The organism is Paenibacillus thalictri, from assembly GCF_004307995.1.
In the GTDB taxonomy this organism is placed as follows: domain Bacteria; phylum Bacillota; class Bacilli; order Paenibacillales; family NBRC-103111; genus Paenibacillus_AF; species Paenibacillus_AF thalictri.
In genome coordinates, this window is sequence record NZ_SIRE01000024.1 from 55,473 (window position 1) to 78,781 (window position 23,309).

Here is a 23,309-nt window from a genome sequence, read left to right on the forward strand (position 1 = left end):
AATCGATAGGCGTTGCTGCGTCGTGGCTTGGCTCTATGTGGACATTTCATTTTTTTAGGGGGGATTCATCATGAAACCGATTAGATTAGGTATGGTGGGCAGCGGCAATATCAGCAACCGATATTTCGAGCAGGCGTTCAAGCTGGAAGATGTGACGTTTGCGGCTACATGCGCGAGACGGATGTCGAACGCGGAAGCGAAAGCGATGAAATATCAGGTGCCCCGTTGGTACGACGATTACATAAAAATGATGGAAAGTGAACAGTTGGACGGAGTTGTCGTCACAACGCCGCATTCGGTACATGCGGAGGTGGTGCTGGCCGCTTTGCAGCGGGGACTGCATGTGCTGAACGAAAAACCGATGGCGACAAGTTTTGAAGACTGTCAGCAAATGGTTGAGTTAGCCGAACGCCAAGGCGTCATCCTGATGAATCTGCCTTACGATTTGAACCCGGGTATGATGACGGCAATGGAATATATCCGCGAAGAGGTCATCGGCAAATTCACGGGAGCGGAAGCGCAGTTGAACATCCCCGGTCCGCCAAGGGACAACTGGTATTACAAACGGGACATATCGCATGGCGGAGCCATCTTGGATTGCCTTGTGTACCCGGTCAGCCGCTTGATTGCGCTGCTTGGTCCGGCCAAAAGCGTAATGGCCGAGGTGAACACGCTGATTCCGCAGCGGATCGTCGGCGAAGGCAAACGCATCGACATCGACAGCGACGTCGACGACAACGTTACGCTGATCGTCGAGTTCGCCGGAGGGCAATATGCCGTCATTCGCACGTTGTGGGGCACTTCGTTTAAGCAAAACAATACGCTGATATACGGCCGTAAAGGAACGGTGGCGATCAATGACAGCGGTTTCCCGCTGGTGATCCATTCCCCGCATGTGCCGATCGAAGGCGCCGAGCCCGTATTATGGCGCGGGTACGATAGCTGTTATGCCCCGAAGCTGAACGATTCGGCAGATTCGGAGCGCGATATCATGAGCCATTTCATCCACTGCTTGCGCGCCGGAGAACAGCCGAAGCAGCACGGACGGGCCCAGCTTCATGTGCATGAAATCATGTTTGGCGCTTACCGTTCGGCGGAAAGCGGGCAGAGGTACGAGCTAACTACGACATTTGAGCCGTGGAGCAAGCCGGATGCGGCTTGGTACGATACGAAAGGCGAATATGTGTAATTACGTTTTAACCCGACAACAATTTGCAAGTGGCGGCATAGATCGGCGGAAGCCTGGTCCATGCCTCCGCTTTTTTTGTTTAGCGAGATCGTACCATTGTGATATTGCAAGCTGAGACGTATTTCGGGTTGAAGGCTGAGCGAACCTAGACCGGATCTGGACCTAGACCGGATCCGCTGGATTCAGCTAGGTTTCCCGTTTCTCGTCCCCTTTCTTCTCCAGATTGACCCCTGATACTCTGTGTAGTCACCGGAATATCAGCTAATGAGCATCACATCAGCTAATGATTATCGCTTGGAGTCGTTCCGAACAGGCAGCACTCAGTATCTGGTCGGTTCAAGATTATAGACTGAACAACGGTCGGCGGAATATGATGGGCTCATCATCAGGCACAAGGGAGGTGAAGCATATCGAAAGTCAGGCGAAATCGGTGCGGGCAAGCGGAGTACGTCTTACTTTCAGAAAATCGTTCGGCAAAGACGGGTGGCTGTACGTGATGATGTTGCCCGGGCTGCTGTTTTTTGTGTTATTTAAATATTTGCCGATGTGGGATTTGCTGATCGCGTTCAAAGATTATCAGCCGGCGCTTGGCTTCTGGGGCAGCCGCTGGGTCGGGCTGGAGCATTTCGAAAGGTTTTTCTCGGACCCGGTGTTCTGGCAGCTGTTCCGCAATACAGCGATTCTTGCGATTTACAATATTGTGCTGTTTTTCCCGCTGCCGATCATCGTTGCGCTGCTGCTTAACGAACTGCGCGTGCAATGGTTCAAACGCACCGTACAAACGTTTATCTATATCCCGCACTTTTTCTCGATTGTCGTAGTTGTTGGGATCACTTACGTCATGTTTACGACCGAAGGCGGCATCGTCAACGAAGCGGTCAGCGGACTGGGCGCGGAAAAAATCAACTTTTTGACCGAACCCGATTGGTTCCGGCCGATGGTTACGCTGCAGGTTATATGGAAGGAAACGGGTTACGGCACGATCATCTTTTTGGCAGCGCTTGCCGGAGTTGATCCTTCGCTGTACGAAGCTTCCAAGATCGATGGGGCTAATCGTTGGCACCAGCTTTGGTACATTACGATGCCGGCGATCAAAAGCACGGTCGTCATTTTGCTGATCTTGCGTCTCGGTCATTTTCTGGACACGGGCTTCGAACAGATGCTGCTTATGATTAATGCGCTGAACCGCGAAGTAGGCGAGGTGTTTGATACGTACGTTTATGTAAACGGGATTACGCAAGGTCAGTTCAGCTATTCAACAACGGTAGGATTGTTCAAATCGGTCGTCGGACTGCTGTTGGTGGTGGTCGCCAACTATATCGCCCGCAAGCTAGGGGAGGAAGGCGTGTATTAACCGACGGTGAAACTTTATGTCTTTTGTCTGCCGGACTCGGCTAGCTTGCGGCCTAATAAGCAACACAGCCGGAGGGAAACGCCGGATTTGCGCAACATTTTACGAGGAAAGGGGGGCGCCACGCTTGCAAAAACGCACAATCGCCGGCCTCGCCTTCGATATCGGCAACTTCGTTTTACTGACACTGCTTGCCTTACTGACATTGTTTCCGTTTCTCCACATATTGGCAGGTTCTCTTGCTTCACCCGCGGAAGTGCTGCAGAGCAAGTTCATTATGTTTCCGAAGCAGTTTTCATTTGATGCGTACCGGTTTATATTTTCCGAAAATACGCTGCTGCGAAGCATGCTGATTACGGTTTACATTACGGTGGTGGGCACGCTCATCAACATGGTTATGACGATGTCGATGGCTTATCCGCTGGCGCGCAACGTCAAGGGCAAGCGGATCATTATGCTGCTTGTCGTGTTCACGCTGTTGTTCGGCGGCGGCATCATCCCGAACTTTCTTGTCGTCAAGTCGCTGGGATTGCTTAACACGTATTGGTCGTTGTGGCTGCCCGGCGCCATTCATGCATTTTACATGATTATCCTGATCAATTTCTTCAGGCAGCTGCCGGCGGATTATGAGGAGTCGGCCAAAATCGACGGGGCAAACGAACCGACGCTGCTGTGGAAAATCGTCATCCCGCTATCGCTGCCGGCGATCGCCACTTTTTCGCTGTTTTATGCGGTCGCTCATTGGAATACATTTTTCAGCGCTTTATTGTATATCAACGATTCGCACAAATGGCCGATTCAAATATTGCTGAGACAAATCGTTATCATGTCGTCCGGCGGCATCGGTGATGCCAGTTTTGCATCGGAATCGGCTTACGCGGTGCCGCCGCAGACGGTCAAGATGGCGGTTATTGCCGTAGCCACGCTGCCGATCATTGCGGTATACCCTTTTTTGCAAAAACATTTCGCGCAGGGTGTACTACTCGGATCAATTAAAGGATAATTAAAATACGAATATTAAGGGGATATATGGCGATGAAGAAACGTTTTAGCTTTATTGTATACACGCTTGTTGCGTTATCTGTCGTAACCGCCGGCTGCGGCGGAGGCGGTCAAGGAAGTCCGGCGGGCAGCGCTCCGGCCGGCAATACGGCCTCGTCTCAACCGGCAGGAGCTGGCTCCGCTTCCGGTACAAGCACGCCGAAAGCGCCTTTGAAGCTGAGCATCATGGCAACGTATTACACGCCACAGCCACCGACTAACCAGAACGAGGTATGGAAGAAGCTGCAGGAAATTACCAACACGCAAATCGATATGACCTGGGTGCCGCGTTCGGCGTTCGACGACAAAGTAAGCGTATCCATCGCCTCCAACGACTTGCCCAAAGTTATGCTGGCGCTGAACTCCTCTTCTCCGGCTTTAGTGAATGCGATTAAATCGGGGTTGTTTTGGGAAATCGGGCCTTATTTGAAGGACTACAAAAATTTGAATGCACTCAGCAAAGTGCAATTTGAAAGCACCAAAATTCAAGGCAAAACGTACAGTTTGTACCGGTCGCGGCCGCTTGCGCGGTTTGGCGTGACGATCCGCAAAGACTGGCTGGAAAACCTTAATTTGAAGGAACCGAAGACACCTGAAGATATGTACGAGGTTATGAAAGCGTTCACGAAAAACGACCCGGATAAAAACGGCAAAGACGACACCTATGGCGTGCTTGCCTTCAAGGACGGGCAAGGTTATCTGATTCCGCATATCGCATCATGGTTCGGTGCGCCAAATGAGTGGAAAGAAGAGGGTGGCAAGTTCACTCCCGCTTTTATGACCGATGAATATTTGCAAGCGCTGAAATACATCAAGCGGTTGTACGACGAAAAGCTGATCAATCAGGACTTTGTCGTGACCGAAGAGCAGCAGATGAACACGATGTTTAACCAAGGCAAAGCCGGGGTCAACCTCGGACTGTTTGACGATGTGGGTAAAATCCAGCTGGAGCTGAAAAAAATCAATCCGCAGGCGAAAATCGCCATCGTCGATACGATTGCCGGGCCTAAAGGCCAGCATATCTGGTCTCAGCCGGGGTATACGGGCGTGTACCTGTTTCCGAAATCGTCAGTGAAGACGGAGGCGGAGCTGAAAGACATATTGGCCTTCTTCGACAGAATGCAGGAGCCGGACGCCGTCAATTTGCTGACTTGGGGCGTCGAGGGCAAGCAATATAAGGTGAATGGCGGCAAGGCGGAGAAAACCGTTCCCGACGACACATTCAACAACGATATGCTGGGGCTTGGCGAGCTGCGGATCGACGACGGCTCGAAGGAACTGGTCATGACGGGCGAGGACCCGCTTACGACACAAGGAAAGCAGCTGATCAAGGACAACGCCAAGCTGGTTGTGTCCAATCCGGCGCTCAGCTTGTATTTCGAGTCGCCGACCTGGAGCCAGAAGAGCAACGAACTGCGCAAAATCGCATCCGACGGCACAGTCAAATTCATTATGGGCAAAATCGATGAAAACGAGTGGAAAAAAGTGCAGGACGACTGGAGAAAAGCGGGCGGCGACAAGGTGCTGACCGAGTTTGCCGAAGCGTTTGCGAAATCCAAAAAATAAACCGGCCGGGAGTGTATTACTGTGGGCAGAGGAACGGCATACGCACCGGAAAGACGATTCTTCCGGGACACCAGAACCGGGGTTGAGGGAGTGCAGCTTACCTCTATCCCCGGCATTCATATCAAGTTATATTTTCATGTCAACGCTTTTACGCCTGATTCACGGACGCTGGTGTTCCAGTCATTTTCTGCGATGGGCCGGGACGCAAAGGTCGATCTGTTTAAGGTCAACGTCGACGGGCTCGGACTGACGCAGCTGACCGATGCGGCCGAAGCGGGAAGCCCGGTTGTCTCTCCGGATGGACAGTGGCTGTATTATATGTGCCAAGGCGAGCTGCGCCGCGTCTCGATGACGACGTATGAGGAGCATTCGATCGGCTATATCGAAGGCGTGCGGCCGTCAACCGGCCTCAGCGCCAATACGGCGGGTTCGACGATTAACGCAAGCATGAGCGCCGATGGAGCCGTTTATTTTACCGACGCCACGCTGAAGAGCGGGCGGCGGGCGATTTTGCGCTACACGACGGATGGCAAGATGGCGTCGGTCATTTACGAGTCCGACGATATTACTCATACGCAATGCGAGCCTTCGGAAGCGAAAGTCATCGCCTTTCAGCATCGGCCCGACGAGAAGCACCGGAACATTTGGCTGATTAACGAAGACGGCAGCAACTTGAGGCCGCTTGATCTTCCATACGGCAACGGGCATTGGATGTGGCTTGGCCAAACCAAACGGATCATCAGCAATTTGGAGAAACGTTGTAACGGAATTTCCGTTATGGGCGAGCGGGATGAGAAGCCGGAGCTGCTCGCGACAGGGGAGCATTTCTGGCATGCGGCCAGCAGCCGGGACGGCGAATGGATTGTATCGGATACAAGCTGGCCGGACAACGGCATCCAGCTCATTCATACAGGGACTCGAAAATATAAGCCGCTTTGTTATCCGGAGAGTTCAAATTCACACCCGCAGTGGTCCCATCCGCATCCCTCCTTTAGTCCGGACGCAAGTTATGTGGTCTACAACTCCGACCGCACCGGAATGGCGCAGATGTATATCGTCCGGGTCCCCGAGGAGCTGAAGGAAGAACTGCGCAATTCCGGGGAGGTGGAGCATCCGTATGGAAAGGCAAATGGATAAGATCAACTTGGGCATCGTGGGCTTGCGGTTCGGCAGCACGATGATCGAACAGTTGATGCAAGGAGAGGGGAGCCGCTTTTTCCGGGTTCATTCGGTATACGATCTGGATCAAGCGAAGACCGGCGTGTGCGCGGCCAACTACGGCGCGAAACCGCATGATTCGCTCGATAGCCTGCTGGCCGACCCGGACGTGCAGGCGATTGGCCTCTTCACTCCGCCGGCGGGCCGGGCGGAATTGATCGGTAGAATCATCGGTTCGGGCAAAGATGTGATGACTACCAAACCTTTTGAAATGGACCCGTGTAAGGCGCGGAACATTCTGGAGAAAGCAAACGAATTAAAGCGGGTTGTCCACTTGAACTCGCCGGGCCCGCTTAAAGATAACAAGCTGCGACAAATCGAAGCTTGGAGAGAACGTTTCGATCTTGGCATTCCTGTCGGATGTCGTGCCGACATATGGGTCAATTACCGCGAGCAGGCGGATGGAGGCTGGTACGACGATCCCGAGAAATGTCCGGTGGCGCCGATTTTTCGGCTTGGCATTTATATCATCAACGATATGGTCCGTTTGTTCGGACCCGCTCGGCAAGTGGCAGTGATGAGTTCGCGGCTGCTGACGGGCCGGCCTACGGTCGACAATGCCCAGGTGAGCATACAGTTTCGGAACGGGGCCATTGCGGGTATATTCGGCTCGTTTTGCGTTGACGACAGCCAGCGGTACAAGGAGCCGATGACGATTAATTTCGAGCGGGGCACGATCTACAGCAGCGTCATGCCGCAGGAGGAGGGCGAGCCGGGCAAGTTATTGCTTGTCACCAAGGATCGGGCAACGGGCGAAAGGGTGACGGAGGAAACCTACGTGACCGGCGGCTCAGGAGAATACCAATGGGAGGAATGGCACGGGTCGATCATCGAAAGACGGCTTAATGACGAGGCTTATATTCGCGATATCGTTGAGGGGATTAACATCATTGAAGCGATGCGGAAATCCGATAAAACCGGAGCCACCCAGAAGGTCGGTGAAAACGTATGAAACTTGGCGTCGGATTGTACGGTAATAATGGCGGGCATCAAATCCACCGGGAGCTCAGCTGCCATCCCTTGGCCAAAGTTGTTGCCATCGCTGGTCTGGACACCGACTTGCTGACTCCGGAACAGCAGGCCGATCCGGACATTCGCGTTTACGAAACGCTTGAGCGGATGCTGGACGACAAAAGAGCGCAGCTCATCTCGCTTTGCTCGCCGGTAAGAGCCCTGCAGGCGGATGAGGCGATACTGTGCATGAGCCGCGGAAAACACGTGTACGCCGAAAAACCATGCGCGCTGAACGAACGCGATATCGGCCGCTTGCTTGAGACCGCCGCAGCGACGGGGCGCCAGTTCCGGGAAATGGCCGGAACCGCCTTCGAGCAGCCGTATCTTGCCATACGCGAGCTGGTGAAGTCCGGCGTCATCGGCGAGGTGGTGCAGGTGTTTGCCCAGAAGTCGTATCCGTATCACGATGGGCGTCCGCAGGACGAAGCGGTCGACGGCGGGCTGATCGGGCAAAACGGCATTCATGCCGTAAGATTCATCGAGCACGTGGCCGGCGTGAGGATCAAGCGGGTGACCGCGGCGGAGACGCGGCTCGGCAATCCGAGTGCGGAAGGCAATCTTCCGATGGCCGCCGGCCTGCTGATGGAGCTGGCAAACGGCGGCGTAGCCAGCGCCGTCGTCAATTATTTGAACCAGCGCGGCATGGGCAGTTGGGGGAACGATCATCTGCGTATTTTTGGCACAAAAGGGTTTGTCGAAAGCACCGACGGCGGCACCCGGACCAGGCTTGTCGTCGGAGACGAAGATCGGGGCCCGCTGCAGCTATGGGAACCGGAGCGCAGCTATCTCGACATGTATATCGACTGCCTGTTGGGCAAGTCGGAAATGCCGCTGCCGCTCGAAGACGAACTGCACTGCACCCGGGTAACGGTACAGGCGAAGCAGTCGGCAGCCGGCCGAATCGTTAACAAGGAAACGCGCGGCCTATTCTCGGAAACGAAGGAATGAGCCGTTAAGAAGTCGAATGCTTTTTACATCACACATGTTTAAGGAGTGATCGTGTATGGCCAGGGGGCAAGCTTACCCGTCCGAAAGGCAGTTTTTTACCGACAGCAAAACGGGCGTTTCCATTATGAAACTGACCGCGTTTCCGACGGTGAACAGCAAATTTTATTTTCATTTTAACGCATTTACGCCGGATTCGAAGACACTTGTGTTCCATTCCTACCGATTCGCCAAGCGGGATTCGGAGATCGACGTATTTAAAGTAAATACGGATGGGATGGGGCTCGTGCAGCTGACCGATAGGCCCAACGTGCGCGGCGCAACGGTATCCTACGACGGGAAATGGTTGTATTATGTAACGGAAGGTTATTTTCGCAGAGTGTCGATGGACACATACGAGGAAGAGACAATCGGTTATTTGGATGCGCTGACATCGGACGCCGAGTCGGCCAGTATGACCTATGACGATAAGCAATATTTCGTGGAAGCCACCTTAAAGAACGGCAAACGCGGCATAGCGAGATATTCGACGGACGGGAAAGAAGCTGAAGTTATTTTCGAAAGCGAGTTGCATATTACCCATACGCAGGTAGAACCGTCCGAAGGCAACACCGTTGCTTTTCAGCAGGGGCCGGACCGGCTTCACCGGAACATCTGGCTGATCGACCGCGACGGCGGCAACTTCCGGCCGCTTGAGCTGCCTTATGGCAATGGACATTGGATGTGGATCGCCGGAACAAAACGGATTATGACCAACCTGGAAAAAGAACAACAAGGCATTGCGGTCAGAGGAGAACATGAGCAGTCAGCCGAGCTGTTTGCAAACGGCGAGCATTATTGGCACGGATCCTGCAGCATGGACGGGCAATGGCTTGTATCCGACACGAATTGGCCCGACCACGGGATCCATCTGCTGAACGTGGCGACGAAGAAACACAAAGTGTTGTGTTACCCGAACAGCTCTTCCTGCCACCCGCAATGGACTCATCCGCATCCCTCTTTCAGTCCGGACGGCAAGCTGGTCGTCTACAATTCGGATGCAACCGGGATTCCGCACGTGTACATGGCCAAAGTGCCGGACGACATGCGGGAGGAGCTCGCCCGTTAATCAAGAGTTGGAAAGTCTTTCACGCCAAGTACCGTTTCTGCGAGTTGGAGGTGCAACATGAAAAGCAGCCGCTTTACTTATTTCAAACGATTGTTTTTGTTCTGCATGCTGATAGGTTTTATACCCGTGATTGCCCTCGGTTATTTTTCCTATGCGAAGTCTTCCCAACTGCTTCTAGATAAGGCGTACCGCGGCGACAGAGAGTTCGTCGAGCAGACGCAGCTGCGGATCGAGCAGAAGCTTAAGATGGTGGATAACGCGCAGGTTCAGCTTATCAACTCGTCGCTTGTGATCGACGCGATGGAACAGGAGCTTGGCCGTGAAGACTATCAGTCATACGACAAATTAATGCAATCGCTGTACCGGCTGCAGCTTTACGAATACGGGCTGACGGACGTTTATTTGGTCAATTTCGAAAAAAACTGGATTTTGAGCAGCGGGGGCAAGGAGCCGCTTCGGGACAGCGGGCTAAACGCCGTCTTTATGGAATATGCGGACAGAGGCAAACCGTTTTTCTGGTCGCTGCTGCGGTCGCCGCTCGTTAATGAAGCGGCCCCGCGGCTGTGGAACATGGCGTCGGTAAAGACGATTCCGATCAATACGGTGCATCCGCTTGGTTTGCTCGTAGCGGTCCTTCCCAGCCAGGAAATCGGCAAAATGATTCCGAAAGACAGCGAATCCGGCGACATGTTTGTACTGGACGACCGCTACCGGATTATTGCGGCGCGCAATTCGGAATGGATTGGCCAAGATCTGTCCGGGGAGCCGAATATGGCGGCAATCCGGCAGGCCGAAGCGGAAGCGGGCCAGTTCCAGTCGGATGACGACAAATACGGCATCACGTTTCGGAAATCGGCATACAACGGCTGGACGTATATATCCAAGACAAACATCAGCGACATCACTAAGGAGTCAAAAGCGATCGGCTGGGTCACGCTGACCATATGTCTCATCGTGCTGCTGCTTGTTCTGGCCGCTTCTTTGGTCGGAACCCGCAGGTTGTACAGTCCCATCCGCAAGCTGTATGAGCTTGTGCCGGCGCCTGATATGCGCGGCAGCTCCGCGAAACGGGATGAGTTGTACTGGATCGAAAAAAATGTGCATACGCTGATGGGCAAGGAGAGCCGCATGAGAGAGCAGGCGCAGAATTTTTTTGCGCACCGGCTGCTGCAGGGCGCGACCAGGGCGCAGGAAATCGCGGCCCGGCTGGAGTCCGGCGAGCTGTCGGATTGGAAGCGGATGCGCGTGTTGTGCATCCGCATCGATACGCTGGAAGGAACGAACTACACGGAACGCGACCGCGATCTGCTTATGTTTGCGATTAACAATATGGCGGGCGAAATCGTTCCCCGCAAGATCAGGCTCAATCCGATCGTGCTGGGGGACTTCCAGGCGACCATACTTGGCGACCATCATGAGCCGGCGGAGGACTTAAAGCATGAGGCGCGGGAATGGGCGGAGCAAATTCAGCGGAGCGTAGACGAATATTTGCACCTGAAAATCAGCGCAGGCATCAGTTCGCCGTTCCCCAAATGGACCGATGCGCCTAGAGGCTTCGAAGAAGCGAAGGAAGCGCTGTCATACAGCGTGCGGCTGGGCCGTCAGTCCGTTTTGTTTTTGGAAGACATTCATCTGGAAGTTGTCGATTCTCCGGTCACGTACCCGCAGCAAATCGTGCAGGAGCTGTTCGACCATATTAAACTGCTGGAAGAGGAGCGGTGTTTCGAACTGCTGGAGGAATTTCTGGCGTTTATTACCCGCAAGGCGATCAGCCAGCAGGAATTTCAAATGCTGCTCATCAGGCTGCTGGCCGATTTGATGCGTTTTGCTCAGGAGCAGGGCGGCAATCTGTATGACATGGTGCCGCAGGACAATAAATCGGTCGCGGGTGAGATACTTGCCCTGAAGTCAGCCCGCGAAATCGCAAGTTGGCTGCAATCGACGATCGTGCGTCCCCTGATGATATTTATCGATCAACGCAGGGAAATGGTGCACACGAAAATTTCCGATCAAATGCTCGCCATCATTCACCAGGAATACGACGGTCCGCTAACGCTGGAGTCATGTGCGGCAAAGCTGAATTATCATCCTGAATATATCAGCCGTGTGTTCCGCAAGGAAACCGGTTTTGCTTTCAGCGATTATTTATCGCGGCACCGGCTGCAAATCGCCAAACAGCTGCTGCTCGAAACCAACATGACCATTACGGAAATATCGGAGAAACTGCTGTACAATAAACCGCAAAACTTCATTCGTTACTTCCGCAAGCTGGAGGGCATTACACCCAAGCAATACCGGGAGCTCAGCCGGACGAAGAAGCAGGATGAACCGGAGGTTCGCCAGACCGCCGGCGAAAACCAATAAAAAGATACGAGCTGGGACTGGAGTGAGTGAACATGGATAACGGACAACGAGCGTCGGACAATGCGGAAGGTTCGGCCGATCTTGTGCTTCATATGATCGGAAACGCCCACCTCGATCCCGTATGGCTGTGGAGATGGCAGGAGGGTTATGCAGAAATTAAGGCGACGTTTCGTTCGGCGCTGGACCGGATGAAGGAGTTCCCGGAATTCGTTTTTACATGCGCCGGGGCGGCATATTACCGGTGGGTCGAGGAAAATGCGCCGGAAATGTTCGCCGAGCTGCGCCAACGGGTGGCGGAGGGCCGGTGGGTCATCGTTGGTGGCTGGTGGATTCAGCCTGATTGCAATTTGCCTTCCGGCGAGTCGTTCGCAAGACATGCGTTGTACAGCCAACGTTATTTCCGGGAGCGGTTCGGCGTTATGGCGAAGGTTGGCTATAATGTCGACTCGTTTGGGCATCACGGGATGCTGCCGCAGCTGCTGAAGCAAAGCGGCATGGAATACTATGTGTTCATGCGCCCTGAACAGCATGAGAAAGCGATGGAGTCGAACTTGTTCTGGTGGGAAAGCAAGGACGGCAGCCGGGTGCTGGCGTACCGTATCCCGCTTGGCTACACAACCCGTCCAAACGACGGCGTAACGGAAAAAATCGAAGCGCTCGGCAAAACGATGGAGGAGCAAGGAACGGACCAGATGTGCTTTTACGGGGTGGGCAATCATGGCGGCGGGCCAACCATCGCCAATTTGCTCGATATTCGCGCCGCCAGGGAGAAGTGGGGACAGGAAGCGATACAGCTAAGCTCGCCTAACGCTTATTTCGAGCGGGTTATGCAAAAAGGCGGCGAGCATGCGCTTCGGCTCCCTGTCGTGCAGGACGATCTTCAGCACCATGCCAGCGGCTGTTATTCGGCTCATTCGGAGACGAAAGCGAGCAACCGCGAGGCCGAGCACCGGCTGCTGACCGCCGAGAAATGGTCGACTATGGCGCACCATATGCTGAAGCTGCCTTACCGCAACGAGCGGTTTCAGGAAGCGTGGGAAAGTGTGATGTTTAACCAGTTTCACGACATCATGGGCGGCTGCAGCATCAAGGAAGCGTATCAGGATGCCAGAGAAAGTTACGGCCACGCGCTGTATATCGCCGCCGCATCGATGAATGCGGCGATGCAAAAAATATCGTGGTCCATCGGCACGATGCGCCCGGGCATCGTCTCGCTGACCCGGGACAAAGACCGGACGTTGTGGGAGCAAAACGATCTCGGCGTGCCGTTTGTCGTGTTTAACCCGCACAGTTGGGAAGTGACGACGCCGGTGCAAATCCCGCAGCAGATGAAAGGTGTCACCGATGAAGCCGAAGTGCCTCAGCAGATTCAGCGGGTACGCGCCTCGCGCACGAACGGCGGCGATAAGTACGATACGTTGTTTCTCGCCAAGGTGCCGGCTATGGGGTACCGCGTCTATTGGATATACCGGGAGCAGGCGAAATTCGAAGAGGTGCGTGAGGCTGCCCCCGAACTGTCGGTGACGCCGACGTCGCTGGAGAATCGCTTCATTCGCCTGGACATCGAGTCGCATACCGGTTATATCAAGCGGCTCGCGGACAAACGAACCGGCGTTGATGTGTTGTCCGGGAAAGGGGCCGTGCCTGTCGTGATCGACGAGTACGATTGCGATACGTGGGCGCACGGCAAATGGTCGTTCCGCGACGAGTTGGGCCGGTTTGCCGATGCCAAAATCAGCGTTGTCGAGGAAGGACCGGTCCGCGGCTGCTTGCGTGTGACGAGCCGTTACGGCGGCTCGGTGCTGCGGCAGGATTTTATGCTTCATAAGGACAGCGCCGACATTCAGGTCAAAGTGAAGTTGGATTGGCAGGAGCGCCACAAGATGCTCAAGTTGTCGTTCCCCGTCCATGTTGAGCAGCCGACGGCCACTTATGAAATTCCGTACGGTACGATCGAGCGGCCGGTAAACGGTGAAGAGGAGGCCGGCCAGCAATGGCTGGATATCTCGGGAACCTCACCCGCGAGCGGCTGTAAGATCGGCTTGGCGCTGCTCAACAACGGCAAATACGCCTTTGACGTCAAAGACAGCGAGCTGCGGATGACGGTGGCGCGCGGCGCGATATTCGCCGATCATTATGGGCAGCGGGACGAACTGTGCGAGTTTATGGACCAGGGCGTTCAGGAATTCGCCTACGCGCTTGTCCCTCACGAAGGAAGCTGGCAGGACGCCGGTGTCGTCCGAAAGGCGTATGAGCTTGGCGTACCTCTCTCTTACGTCATCGAAACGTATCACGAAGGGAACTTGCCGCAGCGTTATTGCGGCATCCGCATCGAATCCGAACACGTTGTCGCAACCGCGTTCAAGAAGGCGGAGGAAGCGGATGGTTATATTTTACGCTGCTACGAGACAGACGGACGTCCTGCGGCGGGGGCCATCGAAGTGCCGATGCTTGGCCGCAAATGGACGGCGGCGTTTGGCCCATGCGAGATCAAGACGTTCCTTATTCCGTATGACCCGAAACTGGATATTGCGGAGACCAACTTGTTGGAGCTGTGACGGTTTGGCTGTAAAACCGGCGGCAAAGCTAAACGGGGCATCTTCGCGGCAAGAAGATGTACAACGGGCTGGAGTACTTAGCCCGGGCGACGAAAGCGGCGCACGTGCGGAGCAAGGAACGGTGCCATATGAAGCGATTCGCCGGCAAAACGGCAAATCAAAAAGCCGGACGGCTAGCGAACTGGCCACAATGGGCAATCCCATGCACAATGGGCATTTCGCAAGACGCTCCGGCTTTTTTAAAACTTGGTTTATTGGTCAAGCATAATAATCGAAGCGGTCATCGTCGTGGCATCCCACGAAATTTCCGCGCCGAGCGCTTCAGCGGCAAGTCTTAAAGGCACGTAAGTCGCATCGTCCAAGATGAATGGCGCGTCCTCCAGTTTAACGGATTTGTACCCCACGGTGGCGTAGTTTTCGCCAATGGATAATTTGACCATCTTGGCGTCTTTCATGATTCGCACATAACCTAGCGAGGTGACCGGCACCGATTCGCCTGTTGAAGATATGGCGCCTGATGGGGGCGGGGACCAACTGACGGAAGCTCCAAGCTTTTCAAACACGCCGCGCAGCGGGATGAAGGTTTTGCCGTTAATCACTTTGGCTCTAGGTTCGACATCGACATATTTGCCGTTAATGCGGATGCCGACGTCCGTCTCGTCGAACTGCCGTGGCGGCGCATCCTGCGAATTCATAATCTTTTGCCGCTCCAGCTCAAGCTCTTTTTGTTTCTCCGCTTCTTTCTCCGCTTTGGCCATCTCACGCCAGCTTGTCTGCTGCTGCTCCAAAGTCTGCTTATCTTGCGCGGTAGTGAACGACCACGTTTTGCGCTCCACCGTTACGGTATAGGTTTCATTGTATTGCAGCTCTTCCTTGGGGATAAGGTGCCAAGCAACACTGCTTTGTTTCAGCTTAAAAAAGTCCACTGCATGACCGCTGCTGTCTGTGATCGACGCAGCAACATCGTTAGGGGATGCCATATCCCCGACATAAGAAATGATGTACCCCGATTTGGCAATACCGAAGCCTTCCAGAGGGTTAGGGTTCTCGTTGCCGTAAAATCCGATGCCTACGCCGGTTTGTCCGTCATAAGGATATACGACGGGTGCTTTGGCAATCCCTGCGCTCGCCATGTTGACGACAGATGCATGGTTGTTGTAGCCGAAGCCAAACAAGGTCATAGCTGGATAAATCAGTGATGTTCTGTGTAGCGGTGCATCGATCAACTGGGCGATTGCATGTTCAGGCACAATATCGCCGTAAGCGATATCCTCCCAAATGCCCTTATTTAACGTGTTGAAGCCCGCGATTTTAACCCGATCGGATAGGCCTTCCCCCGTAAATTCAGGCAATCCCGATTCCTCAGAATGCCCGGTCAAACTGTTCGTTTTCAAGTAAGCTGCATGATGATTTGCCGCTTTGCTCAGCAGGTTGTCGACCTGCAAAGACGGAACGCCAGTCTTGCTGCGCACTTCGTTTAAATATTGGAGCGCCCTTGCCGCCCCTTCACTTGCTTTGTCGTCCGCGGCAATCCGGACCGGAGTATGCTGAGCTGCTTCAATGGGGGCGGACGGCGCCCCAAGCATAACGGACATCGCCGTGACGACCGCTAATGCGGTAATGAATAATGGCTGATGATTCTTCATGCGGTTATCTATGCCTCCTTATGTTTGAATTGTTGTTTTCGACAAAATGTTGTATTTTCCTGCCAAGGAATATTTTGATAAACTAAACTTGCCCCTTGATACACTTTATCCATTCACTACGATGGTTTATATACAGCTCTTTTTTACATAGAAATCTCAGTCAAAAAGCCGCTTGGGCGGGGTGATCGTTACGGAGAAGAAAGCAGATGATTGTGCCTCTTGAAAAATAAAATTTATTTTCAGTTGCTGTCTGGCCGCCAAGAAGCTTCTGAATCCTGGAATCCGTTGTACACCTTGGACGCCGTGAATTATTCGGACGCATTTTTGGCGGCATCCGGCAGCGTCTTGATTGCCTGGATCGCCGCATGGGGCTTACGTAACGATGGATGACCCGCACATATTCGCGCCTATTATGAAGTATCAGGTAGCTTAACTGCCCGGTTTATTTCGGAAGCCCGCCAACTCGCGGTGAGTGCTCTAAATCTTATTACGCTAGCGGATACGTTGGTTCAATGAAACAGCGACAGTCCAGGACGTTTTTTCTCGTCTATGGCTGCCGCTGTTTTAATTTCTTGATCAACCTAAACCTTATTTTACGGAGTCTGGCGTTTTCGTGATTCATATAAACGGCCATGAGGCCGGATAGACGAGATGAGAACGCTTTACAGCCGGCTTGCGGATGATATAATTTTGTAAAAACAAAAACCGTACAGGGGAGAGCGTATGCCGGAATATTGGTTCCAAAAAATGGGGCGTTTTCGTGGTTTGAAAAAACTTCGGTTTTATTCCATCGGTAATAAAATGATCGTTTATTTCTCCGTGTTGTTTGCCATTGTCATTATTTTGATCGGCACGATTACGTACCGGATGTTTTCAAAGGCGCTTGAGCAGCAGATGGTCCAGGAAACGCAAAAAATTATGGCCCAGGCGATGATTAACGCCGACTTCTATCTCTCCGACATTAAAACACCGATGATCATGATGGCGCGCAACCCAAACGTCATTCATATTTTGCGGGATTACACGACGTCGGAATGGGTAGACCGGCTTGGCATGCAGCGCATTTTGGAAGATTTTACGCGCAATATCAACCAGTTCAAGTCGTATATCAAGGACATTATTCTCGTCAGCCGGGACGGCTTTGTTTACAATATCGCCTCCGCCGATGAAATATCAAAAGCGAATCCGCTGTTGCAATCCGATTGGCTGAAAGCGATCATCGCTAAAGACCAGAAAGGCATCCAGTTTGTCACCACCCATGCCAGCAGCTATTATGTCGGCGCTTTTTCCAAAGATAAGGTCATTTCCGCGGTGCTGCCGATTGAGGAGAACACGAAGGTGCTTGGTTACGTCTTGTGTGATATCAATTTGCAAAAGTTCCGCGAAATTTTCGAATCGCTGTCGCTTGGTGCAGGCGGGTACATCTATATGGTGGACGAGCAGGGCACCATCATCGTGCATCCCGACAGCGCCATGATCGGCAGCGTGATCAGCTTCGAACTGCTGGGCCGGTTATCGGCGGACGGTTCTGCAGGAACCGGATCGTTTAAGATGAAGCTGGACGGCGAGGAGCAGCTGATCATTTACAACCAATCGAAAATTACCGGCTGGATGCTGGTCGGCGATATCCCTTACGCCAATTTGACGAAAGCGGCCGGACAGAACCGCGCGATTACGTATTTGATCCTTGCGCTTGGGTTTGTGTTTATCGTGTTAATCTCCTTTTTGATTTCCCGGCAAATTACGAAACCGCTTAAGACGCTGATCGATCGGATGAAAAAAGTGCAAACGCACGATTTGAGCAGCAGGCAGGTTGATTACGGACAAGGGGAAATCGCTGTGATCGGCCAGCGGTTCGAAGGCATGGTGTACGAAATCAACAAGCTGATTTCCGAAGTATACGTCTCCAATCTGAAGCAGAAGGAAGCCGAGCTCAAGGAGCTGCAGAACCAGATCAACCCTCATTTTCTGTACAATACGCTGCAGCTTGTGAAAGCGGAGGCGGTATTCGAAAATCACCGCGAGGTGAGCACGCTTGTGACAACGCTGGGCGATTTGCTGCGATATCCGATGTACGGGCGCAGCGAACCTGTCGCGTTGCGCGAAGAGCTGGCCTACATCGGCAAATATACTGACATTTACCAGCGCAGGTTCCGAGGCAAATTCGAGTATGTATGCGAGGTGCAGGAGGATGAGCTGCTGGCGATGCAAGTTCCGAAGCTGATTTTGCAGCCGGTTGTGGAGAACGGAATCGTTCATGGTTTCAGCGATACGCGGTCGGGAGGACTGCTGCGCATTGTTATAAGCCGAAACGGCATGGCGGTCGATATTTCGGTGTGGGACAACGGCAAAGGAATCGGCGAAGAGCAGCTTAAGCGGCTGCGTGAGCGGCTGGCCGGCGGCTTGGAAGAGGACGGCGGCAGCATCGGTCTGCTGAATGTGCTGCAGCGGATTCATTTGAAATACGGAAACGATTACGGTATCTCCGTAAGCAGCGAGCAGGGCGTTTTCACGGAAGTGAAGCTGACATTGCCGATTGCCGCGGGAGAACGGACATGAATGGAGGCTTAAGTGACGATATGCTAAATGCGATTCTCATAGACGATGAAGAGACGAACCTCAGGCTTCTGGAAAAAGTCCTCGATTGGCAGGCGCTCGGCTACCGTATTGCCGGAACGGCGCTTGACGGCCGGGAAGGGCTTGATCTGTACCGGATGACGCGGCCGGATGTCGTTTTGGTTGATATCCGTATGCCAATCATGGACGGCATCGCGTTTATCCGGGAGGTGCGCAAAAACGATTCGCAGGTCAAAATCGTCATACTCAGCGCTTACGCGGAATTTGAATATGCCCAAAAAGCGATCGAATACGGCATTCACGCTTATTTGCTCAAGCCTGTCGATGAAGATAAGCTCGAGCAAATTTTGCTCGCCGTCAAAACCGAACGGGAGTCCGAATTTGCCGCAAGCCGTACTCAGATGGAGCGGGAATACCACAAGCTGCTTGATCAGCTGGAGGCGCAGGGGACGGAGGGGATAGCGGCAAATGCCGGTCTGTCGAACCCGCCGCAGGCTGCAAACGATAGCCGATCGATGGCAACCGGGGCAAACGCCGCAAGCGAAGGAGAGCGTAAGCTGTCGGCTGCGGCACATACAAGCCGGCAGCCGCAGTTCGCCGCTGGCGGAAGTGAAAAACGGTCAATGCCGCTGCTGGTCGCCTGTATCGCCTTCGAGCCGTTAAGGGGGCGCTCCGAACCGCGGCATGAGACGGATTTTACGCAATTTTTGACCGATACTTTGCAGAAACGGCATGGCGTTACCTTCATAAAGGCAGGCAAACAACCAAAGATGTGGGTGATTGTGCATGAACCGGCAGCCGCTTCTTATGAAGGGGGCGCCGGTCCGCAAGCCGGCACGGATCTGGCGGCAGCGTCGCCAAACGCCATGCGGCAGCGGTTTGTCGAGGGGCTGCGGCAGCTGGCCGGGCAGTGTCGGGCGCGCTACGGACAGCGGCTGCTATGCGGCGTAGGCAGTCCGGCAAGCGGATTGGCGGACTTTCCGCGTTCCTACGATGAGGCGCGGCGAGCTTCGGTTGCGCTGTTTTATGAGCACGACGGGCTGGTTGCCGTATACGGCGTACAAGCCGGACGAATCGCGGTGTACGGCGGTCAAGATGATCCCATTGCCGTGTACGGCGGCACATCGGCGGCGCCTAGGTGGTCCCCCAGCGAATTTGTCGCCCGCAAGTGGGTTGGCGGCGGGGAAGCTCAGACGGGCAACGTTTATTATTTGCGGCAGTTTGTACAGGAGGCTTTTAGCGAGTTTAAGGAGCGGCGCGTGCATCCCGAGGACGTGTTCCGTTTCTGCGAGGAATGGTCCGCTTTGTTGAAGGAGCAGTTTGCCGCAATCGATCCGGAATTTGTGCGGATGTTTAACGATATGATGCCTGACGGCTTAATGGGCGGAAGAAGCTGCGCTTCCCTGGAACAAGGCATGGAGGAGCTGGCGGTGAAAGCCGGCTCGGCGCTGCGCGCCTTAATGGACAGCAACAAAAACTACGCGGTGATCCGCAAAGCGAAGGAATTTGCGCTTCTGCATTTTCATGAGGAGCCGTTTACTTTAAAGGATACGGCAGATTATATAGGGGTCAGCAAAAATCATTTTTCCAAGATGTACAAAGAGCAGACAGGGGAAAATTTCTGGGATTACGTCATTCATTTGCGGATGGAGCAGGCAAAAAAGCTGCTGCGCGACACCAATAAAACAAATTATGAGATTGCCGGTCTGATCGGCTACAGCAGCGAATATCATTTCGCCCGCTTGTTCTCCAAGCTGGCGGGGATGACGACAACACAGTACCGGAAGCTGCACGGCAGCTGAAATAAGTAACCTAAGTAACGTAATATGCAGCAAAGATTGATAGTATCGCGCATTTCGGAGGACCTCCCGGGCCCATAAAATAAAGATGATCTTACGGCGGCAATAAACGCGGGTTAGCCAGCTGCCGTAAGGCGGGTTTGTCCGGCAGCGCGGACGCCTGAAGGAACGATAAGGGGGCGCAAACGATGAGCGGCACGTACCGCTGCGCGGAGAATGATGGAAACTGCGAACTTTGGCGCGGTGAGCAAAAAATTGCATCGGTGCTTGGCTTCAGCCGTCCGGATTTTCAAACGAGCGACCGATGGGAACAAACCGAGCCGGGAGTATTCCGTTGGGAAAGGTCGTTTGTATATACCGGCAAAACGGATCAATATGTGGCGGGACTGTTTATGGAAGTGGAAGCGCTGTATCCGCTCCGATATTCGATGATTCCCGGCGTATCGTACGACGGAAACGGCTGGGGGCAAGGCAAGGAACCAAAAGGGCTGACGGATGGCGTGACACCGTGGTCGTTTGCCGCTCACCGGACAACGGTGGCCGGAGCGACCTATTCGGAAGGAAATGCCGACTCGCTGGCTTTATTTGGCGTATCCGTCAGCAAAAACGGAAACGAGCAGATTGGCTTCTCATGTTCGCTTGAAGCGCAGAACGACCGGACTTTGCACCGGCTCATCTGGCCGGAATGCGAATGTCCCCGGGTTTACTGCGCAAGGGATCAATACGAGCAAGCGTATGAAAGGACGATGATTTGCCGGCCCGGCGATGTGTTTATAGCCGTGGCGTGTGTTGTACTGCAGCCGGTTGAACTGCCGAAGCACGGCTGGCATAAACTGCTCGAGGTCGCCTGGCGTCAAAACGTTCATCCAATAACTGCTTGGCATGAGCCGGATCGAATTTGGGAACTTGGCATCACATATGCCCGTGATTATTTGTGGGTGGAGGACGGCGATTTCCGCGGGTTCGTCTGGGGGCTTCATTGGCATGAAGGGGCATGGGTGCAAAAACGCGATTGGCCTTACGAGATCGGCTGGGTCGGGCAAAACGCTTCGCTGGCCAATTCACTGCTCGAGCATTATGTGCTAAGCGGGGATGAGGCCTCGCTCGCCAAGGGGCTTGCCGCCCTTGACACATGGGCGGCCCATGCGCCGCTTGAGAACGGCTTGTTCCGTTGCCGTTTCCAGCACATCGTCGGCTACCCGCTCGATACGGCGAAATGCGGAGCCGAAGTGCAGGACGCCTGCAACTTAAGCACGGCGGCGCTGCAATATTTCGAATCGGCCCGGCTTGCGGCCCGATGCGGAGTAGAGCGCCCGCAATACGAGCGGATCGCGCTGGGCATATGCGATTTTGCCGTGCACGTACAGGAGTTTTCAGGCCGATTCGGCAAGGCGTGGAGAAACGACGGCAGCATCGCCGACCCGGAAGGGACGATCGGCTGTTACCTTGTTCCGCCGCTGCTGGAAGCTTATCGCCGCACCGGCGATCGCCGTTATCTCCATGCGGCGAAGGACGGTTACCATTACTACATCGGCGAATTTATCGCCAACGGCTATTCTACGGCCGGAGCGCTTGATACGTATTGCATCGACAAGGAATCGGCCATTCCGCTGCTGAGGGCGGGTTTGGAGCTGTTCGAGCTGACGCGGGAGTCGGCGTATTTGGATGGGGCCGTACAAGCTTCATGGTACATCGCCAGCTGGCAATTGCATCACTCGATTCATTTCCCGGAAGGCAGCGTGCTGCATGAGCACGGATACGATTCGTTTGGCGGCACGACGGTTTCCGCTCAACATCATCATATCGACCATTTTGCAGTGGCGATTGTGCCGGAATGGCTGCGGCTGGCCGCTTGGACCGGCGACGATACGTGGCGCCAGCGGGCGCTGGCCGCTTGGGCGAACGCCACGGCGTTTGTCTCGGACGGCGCATTGTCCGTGAGCGGTCACGTCAGGCCGCCCGGCGGGCAAGACGAGGGCATCTGCCATACCCGCTGGCATACGCGGTGGGGCGAATACTTTGGCGTGTCGCAGTGGCTTGTCGCTTGGCCGACCGCTTTCCGGCTGGAAGTGCTGCGCGGTTTAAACGACTGGTCGGTGCTGATGGGAAACAAATAGATGCGTGTAGACGCTTGCTGAAAGAGTTGGACAATCAGGTCCCGTTTGGGTTCGTTTGATTTAACCTGCCGTGTATTTCCGGCATTATGCCAGTTCGAAACCGGAGTTGTTCTTGATCTCTTCAACGTATTGATTCATCTGTGCGGTCGTGAATGAACCGGTATCAAGCAGATGTTTGGCGTTAAGATCGGACTGCTTAAATTCCTCGATTAAAATAAGACAGCGTTCTCTCATTCGATGCTCGGGTATTCTCATTTGGTCTCTGGAGAGGAGTGTCTCAGGGTCTGTCCATAACACCACATAAACAACACGGACGTGCAAATCTCTAACCTTTTCCCGAAGCCACGACGCTTCCTGGGGAAAGGTAACGTAATCGATGACGACATCGTTGCCGAATTGAACGAAATTGCGCGCCAGACTTAAGATGTTGTTCCAAATTAAGCGCAGCTCCTCTTCACTTTCCCATGGTTTTTGGCGTCCGCCGATATGCATATGGCTGACATCATCGCCGGAAATATAAGCGCTGTGGTTCAAGCTTTTAGTGAGCGCTTCGGCTGTCGTCGATTTACCGACTCCGGCGGGTCCGGATAATATGTAAACGGTTTTCATTTGATTGCTGGTTATATGACTCACCTCACTATGCTTAAGATCAGGTTTCTTCACAAATTATCTCATCAAAAGGCGAATTCTGGCAACCCGATGCGGGGAACCCGGAGAATATTACGCAAAAGATCATAGCATACGGCATTTAAGCGAACGCCTTATTTTTTTACACTGAATATAGGAGCTTCAATAAGCCGGCATGTTGAGCTCCCG

General features: G+C 53.8%; 17 protein-coding genes. 15 read left to right on the top strand and 2 right to left on the bottom strand.

Annotated elements, in window-relative coordinates:
• The first annotated feature begins 70 nt into the window (after positions 1-70).
• The 11 genes from EYB31_RS29005 to EYB31_RS29055 all read left to right on the top strand — a co-directional run bounded on the left by EYB31_RS29005 (position 71) and on the right by EYB31_RS29055 (position 14,622).
• Positions 71-1,189 carry a Gfo/Idh/MocA family protein gene (locus tag EYB31_RS29005; RefSeq protein ID WP_131016981.1) on the top strand — a complete coding sequence of 373 codons (1,119 nt, stop codon included), beginning with the start codon at positions 71-73 and terminating at the stop codon, positions 1,187-1,189.
• 496 nt (positions 1,190-1,685) lie between these two features.
• Positions 1,686-2,543: an ABC transporter permease gene (locus EYB31_RS29010; protein WP_131017062.1), complete on the top strand. Its 858-nt coding sequence runs from the start codon at positions 1,686-1,688 to the stop codon at positions 2,541-2,543.
• A gap of 124 nt (positions 2,544-2,667) precedes the next feature.
• Entirely contained in the window at positions 2,668-3,543 is an 876-nt protein-coding gene (locus tag EYB31_RS29015; protein WP_240762979.1) for a carbohydrate ABC transporter permease, read from the top strand.
• A gap of 32 nt (positions 3,544-3,575) precedes the next feature.
• Positions 3,576-5,147 (top strand): extracellular solute-binding protein, encoded by a 1,572-nt coding sequence (locus EYB31_RS29020; protein ID WP_165452676.1) that lies wholly within the window; start codon positions 3,576-3,578, stop codon positions 5,145-5,147.
• A 21-nt stretch (positions 5,148-5,168) separates the two neighbouring features.
• Positions 5,169-6,284, top strand: coding sequence for a PD40 domain-containing protein (locus EYB31_RS29025; protein ID WP_131016984.1), 1,116 nt, complete (start codon positions 5,169-5,171; stop codon positions 6,282-6,284).
• Positions 6,265-7,317 carry a Gfo/Idh/MocA family protein gene (locus EYB31_RS29030; RefSeq protein WP_131016985.1) on the top strand — a complete coding sequence of 351 codons (1,053 nt, stop codon included), beginning with the start codon at positions 6,265-6,267 and terminating at the stop codon, positions 7,315-7,317. The genes EYB31_RS29025 and EYB31_RS29030 overlap by 20 nt, the downstream gene beginning before the upstream one ends.
• On the top strand, positions 7,314-8,327 hold the full coding sequence (locus EYB31_RS29035) for a Gfo/Idh/MocA family protein (RefSeq protein ID WP_131016986.1): 1,014 nt from the start codon (positions 7,314-7,316) through the stop codon (positions 8,325-8,327). Before EYB31_RS29030 ends, EYB31_RS29035 begins: the two co-directional genes overlap by 4 nt.
• A 55-nt stretch (positions 8,328-8,382) precedes the next feature.
• Positions 8,383-9,432: an oligogalacturonate lyase family protein gene (locus tag EYB31_RS29040; RefSeq protein WP_131016987.1), complete on the top strand. Its 1,050-nt coding sequence runs from the start codon at positions 8,383-8,385 to the stop codon at positions 9,430-9,432.
• Between the two features lie 57 nt (positions 9,433-9,489).
• The gene (locus EYB31_RS29045; RefSeq protein WP_131016988.1) at positions 9,490-11,796 is read left to right on the top strand and encodes a helix-turn-helix domain-containing protein; all 2,307 of its coding nucleotides are present in this window, start codon (positions 9,490-9,492) and stop codon (positions 11,794-11,796) included.
• 32 nt (positions 11,797-11,828) lie between these two features.
• Complete coding sequence (locus EYB31_RS29050; protein WP_131016989.1) at positions 11,829-14,354, top strand: alpha-mannosidase; 2,526 nt, start codon at positions 11,829-11,831, stop codon at positions 14,352-14,354.
• 4 nt (positions 14,355-14,358) lie between these two features.
• Positions 14,359-14,622 (top strand): hypothetical protein, encoded by a 264-nt coding sequence (locus EYB31_RS29055; RefSeq protein WP_131016990.1) that lies wholly within the window; start codon positions 14,359-14,361, stop codon positions 14,620-14,622.
• On the opposite strand, the gene EYB31_RS29060 is transcribed toward EYB31_RS29055, so the two are convergent.
• On the bottom strand, positions 14,606-16,000 hold the full coding sequence (locus EYB31_RS29060; RefSeq protein ID WP_131016991.1) for a stalk domain-containing protein: 1,395 nt from the start codon (positions 15,998-16,000) through the stop codon (positions 14,606-14,608). The two genes, EYB31_RS29055 and EYB31_RS29060, sit on opposite strands and share 17 nt — an antisense overlap.
• A 219-nt stretch (positions 16,001-16,219) precedes the next feature.
• Here EYB31_RS29060 and EYB31_RS40405 point away from each other — a divergent pair, with 219 nt between their 5' ends.
• The 4 genes from EYB31_RS40405 to EYB31_RS29075 all read left to right on the top strand — a co-directional run bounded on the left by EYB31_RS40405 (position 16,220) and on the right by EYB31_RS29075 (position 22,493).
• Positions 16,220-16,390 carry a hypothetical protein gene (locus EYB31_RS40405; RefSeq protein ID WP_165452677.1) on the top strand — a complete coding sequence of 57 codons (171 nt, stop codon included), beginning with the start codon at positions 16,220-16,222 and terminating at the stop codon, positions 16,388-16,390.
• A gap of 375 nt (positions 16,391-16,765) precedes the next feature.
• Complete coding sequence (locus tag EYB31_RS29065; protein WP_165452678.1) at positions 16,766-18,559, top strand: cache domain-containing sensor histidine kinase; 1,794 nt, start codon at positions 16,766-16,768, stop codon at positions 18,557-18,559.
• Positions 18,556-20,379: a response regulator transcription factor gene (locus EYB31_RS29070; RefSeq protein ID WP_131016993.1), complete on the top strand. Its 1,824-nt coding sequence runs from the start codon at positions 18,556-18,558 to the stop codon at positions 20,377-20,379. Before EYB31_RS29065 ends, EYB31_RS29070 begins: the two co-directional genes overlap by 4 nt.
• Positions 20,380-20,564: 185 nt before the next feature.
• Positions 20,565-22,493 (top strand): glycoside hydrolase family protein, encoded by a 1,929-nt coding sequence (locus EYB31_RS29075; protein WP_131016994.1) that lies wholly within the window; start codon positions 20,565-20,567, stop codon positions 22,491-22,493.
• A gap of 84 nt (positions 22,494-22,577) precedes the next feature.
• On the opposite strand, the gene EYB31_RS29080 is transcribed toward EYB31_RS29075, so the two are convergent.
• Positions 22,578-23,102 (bottom strand): P-loop nucleotide/nucleoside kinase family protein, encoded by a 525-nt coding sequence (locus tag EYB31_RS29080; protein ID WP_170318281.1) that lies wholly within the window; start codon positions 23,100-23,102, stop codon positions 22,578-22,580.
• Between the last annotated feature and the right edge of the window lie 207 nt (positions 23,103-23,309).

Excerpts from the sequence above, each read along its gene's own strand:
- EYB31_RS29005 (WP_131016981.1), top strand. The coding sequence starts at position 71 with ATGAAACCGATTAGATTAGGTATGGTGGGCAGCGGCAATATCAGCAAC.
- EYB31_RS29010 (WP_131017062.1), top strand. The coding sequence starts at position 1,686 with ATGATGTTGCCCGGGCTGCTGTTTTTTGTGTTATTTAAATATTTGCCG.
- EYB31_RS29020 (WP_165452676.1), top strand. The coding sequence starts at position 3,576 with ATGAAGAAACGTTTTAGCTTTATTGTATACACGCTTGTTGCGTTATCT.
- EYB31_RS29030 (WP_131016985.1), top strand. The coding sequence starts at position 6,265 with ATGGAAAGGCAAATGGATAAGATCAACTTGGGCATCGTGGGCTTGCGG.
- EYB31_RS29035 (WP_131016986.1), top strand. The coding sequence starts at position 7,314 with ATGAAACTTGGCGTCGGATTGTACGGTAATAATGGCGGGCATCAAATC.
- EYB31_RS29040 (WP_131016987.1), top strand. The coding sequence starts at position 8,383 with ATGGCCAGGGGGCAAGCTTACCCGTCCGAAAGGCAGTTTTTTACCGAC.
- EYB31_RS29045 (WP_131016988.1), top strand. The coding sequence starts at position 9,490 with ATGAAAAGCAGCCGCTTTACTTATTTCAAACGATTGTTTTTGTTCTGC.
- EYB31_RS29050 (WP_131016989.1), top strand. The coding sequence starts at position 11,829 with ATGGATAACGGACAACGAGCGTCGGACAATGCGGAAGGTTCGGCCGAT.
- EYB31_RS29060 (WP_131016991.1), bottom strand. The coding sequence starts at position 16,000 with ATGAAGAATCATCAGCCATTATTCATTACCGCATTAGCGGTCGTCACG.
- EYB31_RS29070 (WP_131016993.1), top strand. The coding sequence starts at position 18,556 with ATGAATGGAGGCTTAAGTGACGATATGCTAAATGCGATTCTCATAGAC.
- EYB31_RS29075 (WP_131016994.1), top strand. The coding sequence starts at position 20,565 with ATGAGCGGCACGTACCGCTGCGCGGAGAATGATGGAAACTGCGAACTT.
- EYB31_RS29080 (WP_170318281.1), bottom strand. The coding sequence starts at position 23,102 with ATGAAAACCGTTTACATATTATCCGGACCCGCCGGAGTCGGTAAATCG.